This is a genomic window from Planktothricoides sp. SR001 (genome assembly GCF_001276715.1).
Taxonomy (GTDB): domain Bacteria; phylum Cyanobacteriota; class Cyanobacteriia; order Cyanobacteriales; family Laspinemataceae; genus Planktothricoides; species Planktothricoides raciborskii.
The window spans coordinates 33,031-45,081 of sequence record NZ_LIUQ01000007.1 but is presented as its reverse complement, the minus strand read 5'-3'; the positions used below and the strand labels follow the sequence as shown (position 1 = coordinate 45,081).

General features: G+C 42.6%; 12 protein-coding genes. 9 read left to right on the top strand and 3 right to left on the bottom strand.

Annotated features, from left to right (window positions below):
• Positions 1-256: 256 nt before the first annotated feature.
• Positions 257-478 carry a hypothetical protein gene (locus AM228_RS06275; RefSeq protein ID WP_054465247.1) on the bottom strand — a complete coding sequence of 74 codons (222 nt, stop codon included), beginning with the start codon at positions 476-478 and terminating at the stop codon, positions 257-259.
• Positions 479-732: 254 nt separating this feature from the next.
• Here AM228_RS06275 and hisA point away from each other — a divergent pair, with 254 nt between their 5' ends.
• Entirely contained in the window at positions 733-1,509 is a 777-nt protein-coding gene (gene hisA, locus AM228_RS06270; RefSeq protein WP_054465246.1) for a 1-(5-phosphoribosyl)-5-[(5-phosphoribosylamino)methylideneamino]imidazole-4-carboxamide isomerase, read from the top strand.
• 264 nt (positions 1,510-1,773) lie between these two features.
• Here hisA and AM228_RS06265 read toward each other — a convergent pair whose 3' ends face one another.
• Positions 1,774-3,432 carry an iron uptake porin gene (locus tag AM228_RS06265; RefSeq protein WP_054465245.1) on the bottom strand — a complete coding sequence of 553 codons (1,659 nt, stop codon included), beginning with the start codon at positions 3,430-3,432 and terminating at the stop codon, positions 1,774-1,776.
• A gap of 1,226 nt (positions 3,433-4,658) precedes the next feature.
• Here AM228_RS06265 and AM228_RS06260 point away from each other — a divergent pair.
• From AM228_RS06260 to AM228_RS06240, 5 genes are all read left to right on the top strand, one after another.
• Positions 4,659-4,937, top strand: a complete 279-nt coding sequence (locus AM228_RS06260) for a hypothetical protein (protein WP_054465244.1) — start codon at positions 4,659-4,661, stop codon at positions 4,935-4,937.
• A 68-nt stretch (positions 4,938-5,005) separates the two neighbouring features.
• Positions 5,006-5,230, top strand: coding sequence for a hypothetical protein (locus AM228_RS06255; RefSeq protein ID WP_054465243.1), 225 nt, complete (start codon positions 5,006-5,008; stop codon positions 5,228-5,230).
• A gap of 134 nt (positions 5,231-5,364) precedes the next feature.
• On the top strand, positions 5,365-5,571 hold the full coding sequence (locus AM228_RS06250) for a hypothetical protein (protein ID WP_054465242.1): 207 nt from the start codon (positions 5,365-5,367) through the stop codon (positions 5,569-5,571).
• 30 nt (positions 5,572-5,601) lie between these two features.
• Positions 5,602-5,898 (top strand): hypothetical protein, encoded by a 297-nt coding sequence (locus tag AM228_RS06245; protein ID WP_054465241.1) that lies wholly within the window; start codon positions 5,602-5,604, stop codon positions 5,896-5,898.
• A gap of 57 nt (positions 5,899-5,955) precedes the next feature.
• Positions 5,956-6,342: an S-layer family protein gene (locus AM228_RS06240; RefSeq protein WP_054465240.1), complete on the top strand. Its 387-nt coding sequence runs from the start codon at positions 5,956-5,958 to the stop codon at positions 6,340-6,342.
• Positions 6,343-6,479: 137 nt separating this feature from the next.
• Here the strand turns inward: AM228_RS06240 and AM228_RS31955 are convergent, their stop codons facing one another.
• Entirely contained in the window at positions 6,480-6,620 is a 141-nt protein-coding gene (locus AM228_RS31955) for a hypothetical protein (protein ID WP_156331575.1), read from the bottom strand.
• A gap of 255 nt (positions 6,621-6,875) precedes the next feature.
• Between AM228_RS31955 and AM228_RS34945 the strand changes: the two genes are divergently transcribed.
• The 3 genes from AM228_RS34945 to polA all read left to right on the top strand — a co-directional run bounded on the left by AM228_RS34945 (position 6,876) and on the right by polA (position 11,926).
• Positions 6,876-7,844: a hypothetical protein gene (locus AM228_RS34945; protein WP_072160687.1), complete on the top strand. Its 969-nt coding sequence runs from the start codon at positions 6,876-6,878 to the stop codon at positions 7,842-7,844.
• A gap of 7 nt (positions 7,845-7,851) precedes the next feature.
• Entirely contained in the window at positions 7,852-8,727 is an 876-nt protein-coding gene (locus AM228_RS06230; protein ID WP_054465239.1) for a site-specific DNA-methyltransferase, read from the top strand.
• Between the two features lie 169 nt (positions 8,728-8,896).
• Positions 8,897-11,926: a DNA polymerase I gene (gene polA / locus AM228_RS06225; protein WP_054465238.1), complete on the top strand. Its 3,030-nt coding sequence runs from the start codon at positions 8,897-8,899 to the stop codon at positions 11,924-11,926.
• Positions 11,927-12,051: the final 125 nt, after the last annotated feature.

The following is a 12,051-nucleotide window of genomic DNA, read 5'->3' as shown; positions in this document are numbered from 1 at the left end:
TAACCGAACCCCGTTCCCTCAATGGAAAATTTATGGATAAATCTGCTTTTATGTGTAGAATATTGATGCCAAAAACCTCTAACACAGATAAAGCAATTTTAACATTATGAACTGATTAACAGGGTTAATCAGTTAATATAAACGACTTAAAACAAAGCTTTTTAGGAATCATGGCCTAGTGAAATCAGTAATGATTAACTACAGCCTTATTCCTAATTTTTTTACCTAAAATTTACCAAAAAGTTGAGGAAATTCCCTACTTGGTGGATTCAGGATCTTGGTCTAACATATTACCTCGATTATCTTTGGTTTTTGTCACCCAATTAGGAACTAATTTCTCCCCAAATTCAACTAAGGTTGTCCGGGCTTGGGTACTGGCATTTCTCATATTGTCCGGCAATACTGCCACCTTATCGCCAAAGCCAATATAAAGAAAGATGAGAATAACTGAACCGGAAATGAGACTGGTTTTTAACATAGTTTCCCCCGAAATTTAATATTTAATCCTTGACAATCCTTGACAAATGTTTAAGCATTGACCCGGGCGGACATATAATACCTTATATGCTGACATCATCTGTTCTAATTGTACCCAAATAACTCAAAGTCGGTAAAGACCAAATCATTAGCAAGATTTACCAAGAGAGCAAATGGGTGTCACCAAAGCTGTGAATGGGGCAAATTCAGCCAAAAATCTAAAATTTAAACGTTTAAAAGAGGTAAAAGGGGACTATGGAAGTTATTCCCGCGATCGATTTACTCGGAGGGCATTGTGTCCGACTATACCAAGGAGATTACCAACAGTCGGAAACCTTTAATGAAGATCCTGTCACCGTCGCCAAACAGTGGATGAATCAAGGGGCGACTCGACTGCACTTAGTAGACCTAGATGGGGCGAAAGCGGGAGAACAGCTTAACCTCAAAGCCATTGAAGCGATTGTTAAAGCTATATCCCCAATACCTGTACAAGTTGGGGGTGGTTTACGCAGTTATGCTGCGGTCAGTAACTTATTGGGTCTAGGGGTGCAGCGAGCCATTCTCGGCACAGTAGCGGTAGAAAATCCTGACTTAGTTGGGCAGTTGTGCCAAGAATTTTTGGGACAGATCGCCGTGGGGATTGATGCGCGTAACGGTAAAGTCGCCACTCGTGGTTGGCTGGAAACCTCGGAAATCATGGCCACGGATTTAGCCAAACGTATGGAAGAATTAGGCGTCGCGACGATTATCTATACCGATATTCATCGGGACGGCACCCTAAAAGGGCCGAATATTCCTGCTTTACGGGAAATGGCAGAACATATCGATATTCCCATTGTGGCCTCTGGAGGGGTTAGCTCCCTCACAGATTTACTCTCGTTGTTGTCCCTTGAACCAATGGGAGTGAATAGTGTGATTGTCGGTCGCGCCCTTTACACGGGTGATGTTTCCCTGAAAGAGGCAATTCAGGCGGTGGGTTCCGGGAGAATTCAAGATATTCCTCCAGATTTTGGCACTTCTGCTTTGGCTTAAACGGGGATATTCTGGTTCTACAGTCATTTCAATTAAGATTAATACAATTATATAGGGGCGCAAGCATTGCGCCCCTACAATATGTTGATTTGCTTCTTTGGGCGCAATGCTTGCGCCCCTGATGTATTGTCTCAAGTACAGTTGAAATAGCTATACAGAATTTTTGACCGGCAAATACCCACAAAAAAGCCCCTTTACGGGGCTAATCGTCAACACAACGGAGAAGTTGACTAATTTGTTGACCAATTTGTCATCGGTAAAAAATTAGAATCTAAAGGTGGTTCTGAGAGTGCCAATTACCAAGTCATCGTTGTTGCTGTTGTGATCCGGAGCAGTCAACCAGACGAAGGCTGGAGTAACGGAAATGTTATTGGATAGTTGATACTCGTAGAAGCCTTCAATGTGCAGGGAAGTATCAGAATCTTCCAGACCGGCTAACGCTCCATCACTGCTGGTGACTTTGGGTTCCATGCCCACAATCAGACCCAGTTGGCTTCCCGGAGGACCCGCATCGACCCCTAAAGTCACCGCCCAGTTCCAGGCAGCCATGTCACCGTCTAATCCTGAATCTTTGATGTTTGAATCGGTGTAACCCAACCAGCCACCGAGCTTAACCGGCATATCAGCAGTTTCGTAGCCGAATTGCAGGCCGTAGGCATTGGTGGAAGTGGTGAAACCAATGGAAGAAACTGGGGTGGCAAAAATGCTCCCTGTCTGGGTGTCTTTGTTGTAGGCATTGACATAGGTTAGACCCACTTTTAAGCCATCAACGGGCTTGAATACCAACTGAGCTATAGCGCCGTAAGGCCCATCAAATAAACCATTTTGGGGGAGGGGGCTGCCAACAGAACGTCCTAAGTTATCATTACCGGCTAAATAACCCAAGCTGAGTTCGGCTTTACCCGCATCGTAGGTTAAGCCGACACCAGAACCACTGACCAGGTTATAAATGGGCGGGCGAGTCCCAAAGCGAGACACGGCACCACTGCCACCATCTCCATCCATGGGCACCACGGTGCTGGCGAAGTCATTCACCGCTCCGGCATTGGCAATAAAAGCAATCCGAGTCTTGTCACCTAGATTGGTGCTGTACAGCAAGGAACTCAAGCGGAAAGTGGTGTCTCCATCTTGGTCAAGTCCGGCATTAAACATCAGATCCCCTTCGGGGGTGAAGGTGTTGTTCTGGGCAAATGAATCCAGAGTGGCGACTTGCAGTCGAGTGCGGAGTAAGTCTTGACCGGAGAAACTGGTATCAAAGTTGAGACGAGTCCGAGTGCCTAGGGCAAACTCACCGTTGGCATCAGCGTTAGTCGCGCTGCCACCATCAGCAGCGACTAAGGCAAAGATGGATTCCCCAAAGAGTTTGGTGGTGGTGGAGAATTGATTGGCTTCGAGTTCGGCGGTACGCACTTCTAGGGCATCGACTCGGCGGCGCAGAACGGTTAATTCTCCGGCAAATTCTTCTTGCAATCGTTGTAGGGCTTCTAGGTCGGAGCGAGAAACCCCTGTATCTAAGTTGGCAAGCTGTCTTTGAATCTGTTCGAGACAAGCGTCTAAGCCAGCGGCAAATTCATAACGAGTCATGGCCCGATTGCCTCGGTATTCGCCATTCGGGTAAGCCAATAGACAGCCGTGACGTTCAGCTAGATTTTGCAGGGCGGTATAAGCCCAGTCAGTGGGGCGGACATCCCGGAGTTGGTTGACAGAGTTGACTCGTTGTAGAGGGTCATCTCCCCCTTGGGATAGGTTGATCGGATTGTATTCTTCAACTTGATTGAGAATCGAGTTGATGGAGGCATTTTCGTTGGTTGCGGATCCTGAACCCGATACAGGTTCGCTGGCGATCGCTGATGTGGCCAACAACAGGCTGGCACTGACGATCGCTGGTTTAGTCAGCCAGAAATACGGAGATTTTTTAGACATATTTGATTCACGTCCTCACACGGTGGGAAAGATTTGCGACTGAGGGATAAGCACGAAGCTTACAGAACCCTGGATTAAATCTTTATGCCTAGTTTAACTTAGGGTAAAGATAAATGACATTTTTGTCAGGATTTGTGTTTCTGACAGATGAGTCATCTCAGTGATTGGTGACGAATCATCGAAGAATTTGTGGCAATTGTGTTCGATACAGCGCTAACTTAGAGGGCTAACTTAGAGATGATTCGAGCATCTTGCCACTAGGGAGATAGAAATAATCTTTGGGTTTTGGAAGTTCAGGTTTTGAGTATTTTATACGACTTCTTGATTAAATACCCGGAATCTAAGCCTAGAAGAAGCTGTATATTTGGCAACAAAACACCAATTAGGATCTGGGGATATGGGCGATCGCCCATATCCCCAGATCGCCCCAGATTAGTAATTCCGCCAGAAATGCTATTTTAGCAAAGTTTCCGTTCTGCCTAGGCCGACGTCCTAGGATCCATACCGATTGATATCTGTTATGCGGATATCCTCGGTTGGTCACAGTGCAATCCAATCAGATCCCCAAGTGTCTGATGACACTTGCCTTAGCAATAGCGATTAATTTTTTATCCCAGTTAATTAATAGACAAGAATGCTTTCCCAAGCTAAAAAGCCGAGTGGCGCCCTTTTCCGCCATCGGGTGGAGGGATCGAAACAGGCATGAAAGCCAGAATTGTCTAATATTTATTGTGAGTTAATGGCATCTTTTATTAGGAAATTTTTATGATTAAATTAAGTTGTTTATTGACAGGACTTACGCATAAACGCTATCCGTAGGGTGTTGTTCCGAGCGGTAACGCACCAATAAGCCATATATAGATTACTTGCGTAAGTCCTAATTGATAAAATAGATTGTTTAACTTTTTCAGGTTTTTATAAAAATTAATAAATTAAACTTAAATTTCACAGATAATTACGATTAAAAATAATTTATTTAAATTAATTAAAAATTAAAAAGCAATTAAAAAGTAATTTATTTAACCCAAATATTTAGCTTATAGTTTAAATGGTTTGTTTAAATAAATTACCTAATATATTATAGTCGGCTGTCCGAGAGAAGATATTTCTGCTTACTGTAAAAAAATAGGGCAGCATTAGAGAGAGGGATTTGTCAAAAAATCCGCCATTAAAAAATCCGCCATCAAATAAGCTGGAAATATATCATTTGAGAGCATCAGGGCTGAATGCCGGAATTGTTATGGGAGAATCCCTGGACTGAGCAGCGATTTGCATCCGCAAAGCCGATGCGCGATCGCGCAGGTGAAATTACATTTCAAGGTGGCCATCTCACCACCAGAGGCGGTCGAATAGAATTAGGCAGTGTTAGGGGCAGTGTTGATGGAAATAACACCGTTATATTAGTCCCGGTTAATAATGGTTGGACAGCCGCTTATAGCCAAGTAAAAAGCTTACAAAATATTCAATTATCCCAAGAATATTATATCGATTTGGGGGGCAAATAGACGGCGATATTCACCTCCAGGGACAGTCAATTATATTAGATGGTGGCTCGGTCGTCGCGGCCAATCCATTGGGAGATTTGCCAAGAGGCGGCATCACGATTAAAGCAGTTGATTCGGTAATTGTCAGCGGGATTAGTGATGCGTTTAACTTTCCCAGTTATATCCTCAAGGAAGTCGAAGTAGGGGCAACATCTAATGGCGGTTTTATTCATATTTACACCGGCAGATTAATCATCCAAAATGGGGGGTATTTTCCGTGGGTCTATTTGGCAGTGGCGATGGGGGAGACTTAACGATTAATGCCACATAATCCGTATAACTCAGAACACTCATATCCGGATAAATTATCACTCTATTACTCAATGAAGCGAATGAAGAAGGAACCGGCAGCGGCGGAAGTTTAAGAATTAATACCAAACGGTTAATTATGGAAAATGGAGAGAACATTTCCGTAGGAACATATAACCCAGTGGGTCGAGGGGGAGAGATTATTATTAATGCTTCAGAATCTATAGAAATGTCTGGCAGGAGAGGCGACCCGATTGGTAGTGAAATTTCCATTGCCGCTTATAATGATATTCGCAATTTAGCCGGAACAATTTTGATCAATACTGATCGCTTAATATTGCGATAAAAGGTCGAAATTTGCGGCAAAAATCAAGGGTTGGGCGGCGGGGGTAATGTCAAGATTTTTCTAGACACCGAGGCCAGAATTGCCGCCAATACGGAATTCGACCCTGGGGTAAATCTGACTTTAAATATCAGAAATGGATTAGTGATGCGCGGGGAAAGTAGCATTACTACCGAAGCGGGGAATAATGGCGATGGGGGAAATATTGCCATCAATGGTGCTACGGTGGTAGCCTTAAAAAATAGTGATATCGTTGCCAATGCTTTTGAAGGTAGTGGCGGCAAAATAAATATTAATACTCAAGAAATTTTTGGCACTGAATTTAGATAATAATTAACCTCAGATAGTGATATTACCGCTTGTTTTCAGTTTGGCTTATCGGGAACTGTGGTAATTAATAATCCAGCGGTTAATCCCACTACAGGATTAGTCGAACTTCCCGAACGAGTCAATGACCCCACCGGACAAATTCAAGTCGGATGTGCTGCTACCCAAGGCAATTCTTTTACGGTTACTGGACGGGGTGGTTTACCGGAAAATCCTACCCATGAACTTGAAGAGCAAACAATTTGGAAAGATTTACAAGATTTTTCTCAATTGCCTCAGACTCCAGGAAATATTTCTTATGTAATGGGTGAGGTTTTTCTGGCAACCAAGACACCAATCCAGATCGAGGCAACAAATTGGCGGATCAATGGCGATGGCAATGTCGAATTAGTGGCTATTTCATCAAGGGCGATCGACTCCAGAGTGGCTGCGGTTTGTCACAAATAATCCAAGAAACCGAGTTTCTCGGTTAACTGTTTCAGGGACAAGAAACCGGGTTTCTAGGTTAATTTTTGCCCCCCAGCCAAAAGATAAATTAGTAAACCCGGTTTCTAACCTCTCCAAGCCTCTCCAAACAACCAACCCTAGGGACAAGAAACCGGGTTTCTATGTACGGGCGATTCGCGAATCGCCCGTACTTGGTTGGTAGCAAAGGTTGTCCCAAGAAACCCGGTTTCTAACTTTTCCACGGGTAAGGGAAATAACTCGGTACAATCTCGGTACAATAAATAACGTTGAATTACCAACCGATATTAGAAAGTAGCGACTATCCCACAGCTTTACAAAATGCTAAACTAGATTGCCTTATTTTCCGCTGCCAAGGGATTTAGCTTGCTTTAGAGCTATATGCCACATTTTTATTAGCCCCGGAATTGCACCAACATATGCAAAAAATTTCCCAAATTTGATCGGGATGCGGTAAAATGGTAAGATTAAATTAGTTATGTAATTTTTAAAAATATTGAGTATTTTTAACTAAAATGAATGATCTGATTGTCCATACAATTAACATTGCTCATTATCGACTAATCGAGCTTACCAAACTTGCCGACCAAGCCAAACCATTTTATGATTGGGTTGAAAAACAGGCAAAACGCATTACAGTGTCTCATCGGTCTTTAAATGAAATCCTATTGACTTGTTCAAAAATGGAGATAGCAAAAATTATCAAAGCTTGCTATGAAAATGTCAATGATGAAAAGCCTTTGTTATTTGATGGAATTGGTCGGGTTTATCCACATGGTAAGGCGTGTTTTTACTTTTTTGCATGGATGATCAGAGATGCCCCTCAACAAAGACTCTCTCCTTTGATTTCCCGAATGCAAAAAGCCGATAATGTTACCAAAATAATGGCCGAAACGGATGCTTTGGTCGAACTAATATTCGAGTACCGCACTCTGGTAAAAAGTTTTGATTGGTCAGCCCTAAGAGAAGTTGTTATTGATCGCTTAGAAGGTTCTCGACGCAGTATCAGTGGGCATCGCATTGAGGCTAATGTAAGAACAAGTCTAATCACTGCGATTCAGTATTATTATTCTATTTATGGCAACTATGGAAAATTCAAGAAAATTGACATTGCGGATAAGCAGATCAAGCTGGGAAAACATACGATTGATATTTCGGTTGAGTTAACACCAAAAATTGGCAGTGGTAAGGTAGGTTTATTGATTCCAGTCAAAACAAGAGAAACAGAGGGAGGGGGTCATTCCCATCTCTTCACTCGCGACATAATTACTGCAATTAGCGATATTAAGAAGGAAATCAATAACTACCATATAGTTGCGATCATCGTTGCTGAGAATTGGTCAGCATCAGAAATAGCTACCCTGGATAATCAGATTGACCTGATATTTCATTTTAACATGAATCCTAACAAATTTATTGGATTTGATGAAGCATCTCAAGTAAAATTTAATAAATATATCGAGAAGATTCTCGGAGGAGCGTAAAAGTAACATGGAAAATCGGGTAATTCTCGGTGATGCTAGAAAAATTGTCCCCACCTTTGAAGATAATTTTTTCCAGGCGATTATCACCAGCCCGCCATATTTCGGCCAGCGGCGATATTCTGAGGGGGAAAGTAAAGATGAAATAGGTCAAGAAAGTGATGTGGAAATTTATATCTCCAACTTAGTTAGCCTATTTAGAGAACTCAGAAATAAACTGAAATTCGATGGTTTGTTGTGGGTGAATTTGGGAGACACTTATAGAAACAAATCATTGCTAGGTATTCCTTGGCGAGTCGCATTATCTTTACAAGCGGATGGTTGGATTCTCCGCAGTGATATTATTTGGCATAAGCCTAATGCTATGCCTTCATCGATTAAAGACCGTCCGACAACCGATCACGAGTATATTTTTATGTTCGCGAAAAGTCCCGAATATTATTATAATGCTGATGCGATTAGAGAACCACATATAACTTTTACAGAAAAGTCAAGAATGAAAGGGGGAAGAAACCATTTTGGCAAAATCAATGGCACCCCCGAACTAGGGAAAAATTCAGGCAATCAAAACTTACATAATGGCAGGTGGGATCAAGCGTTTCACCCAAAGGGACGAAATAAGAGAACTGTGTGGGAAATTCCCCTGAGTAAATTCCGCGATGTTCATTTTGCTGTCTATCCTGAAAAACTTGTGGAAATATGCCTGCTGGCATCGACTAGGGAGCAAGATTTTGTGCTCGATCCATTTACTGGTTCTGGTACTACGGGAGTTGTGGCGGGTAAATTATTTAGAAAATTTATCGGGATTGAATTAGTGGAAAAGTATCAAATTATGGCTCAAGATAGAATTGATCGGTTGAATATGCAACTGAATCTATTTTCATAACCGGGCTTAATCTGTGGTGATTGGCAAGCGATCGCGAAGCAGGGATAAGAAACCGGGTTTATGGGTAAATTAAGAAACCCGGTTTCTAACTTTTCCACAGATAAGGAAAATAATTCGGTACAATCTCGGTACAATAAATAACGTTGAATTATTACGATGGTGGGTATAAGTGTCAGCAAATCTTTCTCAGTTACTTTTAATTGATGGTCATTCTTTGGCATTTCGGGCTTATTATGCCTTTGGCAAAAGCAAACAGGGTGGACTGCGTACCTCAGACGGTATCCCCACTAGCGTCTGTTTTGGCTTCCTGAAATCTTTATTGGAAGCGATCGACAAAGAACAGCCAGACTCCGTGGCGATCGCCTTTGATTTGGCTGAACCCACTTTTCGCCACCAAGCGGATCCTACCTATAAGGGCGATCGCGCCGAAACTCCCGTTGACTTTATCCCGGATTTGGCGAATTTACAACAACTATTACGGGCGTTTAATTTGCCAGTAATTACCGCCCCTGGGTATGAAGCGGATGATGCGATCGCCACTTTAAGTAAAAAAGCCGCAGCGGAGGGAACTCGCGTCAAAATTGTCAGTGGCGACCAAGACTTATTCCAACTAATTGACCCAGAAAAAGGCATTACCGTCATCCATTTAAGCGCCAGTAGAAATACCAGCCCGAAAGAATTTGGCCCCGCCGAAGTTGAAGAAAAATTAGGGATTTTACCCACGCAAGTGGTAGACTACAAAGCCCTCTGTGGGGACAAATCCGATAATATTCCCGGAGTCAATGGCATCGGGGAAAAAACCGCCGTTAAATTACTCCAAGAATATCAAAATCTGGATAATATTTACGCCTCGATTGATAAAATTAAAGGCAGCCTGCAAAAAAAACTGAGCGAGAATAGAGAAGCAGCCTATCATTCTCGGTTTCTGGCGCAAATTGTGGATAATGTACCCTTAGAAGTGTCCTTAGCGGATTTTAAATTACAAGGATTTGACCCTGCGATCGCCCTGCCCTTACTGCAAAAATTAGAACTCCGTGATTTTGTCCGCCAAATCAACCAAATTCAAGAAAAATTAGGCGGAACCGTCGAGGTAGCATTGCCCAGCGAACCCTCATTATCTAATCAGTATCAGAATCAGTATAATGATGATAATGATGTAAATAATAATCATCTAAATAATTATGAGCGATCGGGGGATATCCAACTTTCCTTATTTACTCAACCCAATATTCCCGCTAAAAACATTCCTGCTAAAAACCCGACAGCTAAACTCATAGTTGACCCCACAACTATCAACATCACCCAGGAAACAGAAACAAAACCCCTGGATACTAAAACCATATCCATTTATCCAGAAATCATCGACACCCCAGAAAAGTTAAACCAATTAGTTGCCAGACTAAAAACTTATACTAACCCCGAAATTCCCGTAGCTTGGGACACAGAAACCACCGGATTAGAACCGCGAGACGCGCAACTCGTGGGCATTGGTTGTTGTTGGGGCAACCAACCCAATGACATGGCATATATTCCCATCGGTCACACTACCGGAAAGCAGCTAGAATTGAGTGAAGTATTAGGGGCATTGCGAGAGATATTAGAAAGTAGCGACTATCCCAAAGCTTTACAAAATGCTAAATTTGATCGCCTCATTTTCCGCTGCCAAGGGATTAATCTAGCTGGGGTAGTTTTTGATACCATGTTAGCCAGTTATTTGCTTAATCCCGATGATAGCCATACCCTCACGGATTTATCCCTGCGTTACTTATCAGGAATTGAATCACTCAGTTACAAATCCTTAAACATTCCCAAAGGGCAAACCATTGCTAACTTAAGCATTGCTGAGGTAGCTAATTACTGTGGATTAGATGTCTATGCCACATTTTTATTAGTGCCAAAATTGCGCCAAAAACTCCAACAAATTCCCCAAATAGACAAACTGTTACAAACCGTCGAACAACCCTTAGAACCTGTCTTAGCGGACATGGAATATCAAGGAATTAGGGTTGATAGTGCTTATCTGGGGCAACTTTCCCAACAAATTAATCAGCAGTTAGAGGAGATAGAACAAAAAGTTTATCAACTGGCAGGTCTGCCGTTTAATTTAAATTCTCCCAAACAAATGAGTGAGGTATTATTTGATACCTTAAACTTAGATACCAAAAAATCTCGCAAAATGAAAACTGGCTATTCCACAGATGCAGCAACTTTGGAAAAACTCCAGGGCGACCATGAAATAATTGATTATCTTTTGGATCATCGCACCTTAGCCAAATTAAAATCAACTTATGTGGATGCTTTACCCCAATTAGTCCGCCGGGATACTCAACGAGTGCATACGGATTTTAATCAAGCGGCAACGGCGACGGGACGGTTATCTTCTTCTAATCCTAACTTACAAAATATTCCCATTAGAACGGAATTTTCTCGGCAAATTCGCCAAGGATTTGTCCCCGAACCCGGTTGGCTATTAGTCTCGGCGGACTATTCCCAAATAGAATTAAGAATTCTTGCCCATTTAAGCCAAGAACCTGTTTTAATTCAGGCTTATCAGACTTCTCAAGATGTCCATAATTTAACCGCCCAGTTACTTTTTGAAAAAGAAAATGTTACCCCCGAAGAACGACGCTTAGGTAAAACCATTAACTTTGGGGTAATTTATGGTATGGGGGCGCAACGGTTTGCGCGGGAAGCGGGCTTTACGGTGGCGGAAGGGAAAAAGTTTATTGAACGATTTAACCATCGCTATGCTCAAGTTTTTGCCTATTTGGAAACCCAGAAAAAAGAGGCGATCGCCCACGGTTATGTAGCGACGATTTTAGGGCGACGGCGTTATTTTACCTTTGAGTCGCCCACCTTGCAAAAACTCAAAGGGTCTAACCCTGCTGCCATTGACTTAAACCTGGGTCGATTAACTCAGCAAGACTCGCAAAATCTTCGCGCTGCCGCCAACGCACCGATTCAAGGTTCTAGTGCTGATATCATCAAAATTGCGATGGTAAAAGTACATCAACTTTTACAAGAATATCAAGCCCGGTTACTGTTACAAGTCCATGATGAATTAGTCTTTGAAATTCCTCCCCATGAGTGGGCAGAATTGCAGCCAAAAATTTGCCAAACAATGGAAACAGCAGTTAAGTTATCCGTTCCCCTCTTAGTTGATATTCATTCTGGGCATAATTGGCTGGAAGCGAAATAAAATTTGTGGTTGGGTAGGGATTCTTTGGTTGTTTCTTGGGGAACGGGGAACGGTTATCAGGGAACGGGGACAGTCGTACGGGCGAATGGCCATTCGCCCGTACAAAAGTCGTAGGGGCGAATGGC

What these genes read in the sequence shown, in the direction of transcription:
- AM228_RS34945 (WP_072160687.1), top strand. Translation starts at nt 6,876, where the DNA reads ATGAATGATCTGATTGTCCATACAATTAACATTGCTCATTATCGACTA.
- AM228_RS06265 (WP_054465245.1), bottom strand. Translation starts at nt 3,432, where the DNA reads ATGTCTAAAAAATCTCCGTATTTCTGGCTGACTAAACCAGCGATCGTC.
- AM228_RS06260 (WP_054465244.1), top strand. Translation starts at nt 4,659, where the DNA reads ATGCCGGAATTGTTATGGGAGAATCCCTGGACTGAGCAGCGATTTGCA.
- AM228_RS06275 (WP_054465247.1), bottom strand. Translation starts at nt 478, where the DNA reads ATGTTAAAAACCAGTCTCATTTCCGGTTCAGTTATTCTCATCTTTCTT.
- hisA (WP_054465246.1), top strand. Translation starts at nt 733, where the DNA reads ATGGAAGTTATTCCCGCGATCGATTTACTCGGAGGGCATTGTGTCCGA.
- AM228_RS06250 (WP_054465242.1), top strand. Translation starts at nt 5,365, where the DNA reads ATGGAAAATGGAGAGAACATTTCCGTAGGAACATATAACCCAGTGGGT.
- AM228_RS06230 (WP_054465239.1), top strand. Translation starts at nt 7,852, where the DNA reads ATGGAAAATCGGGTAATTCTCGGTGATGCTAGAAAAATTGTCCCCACC.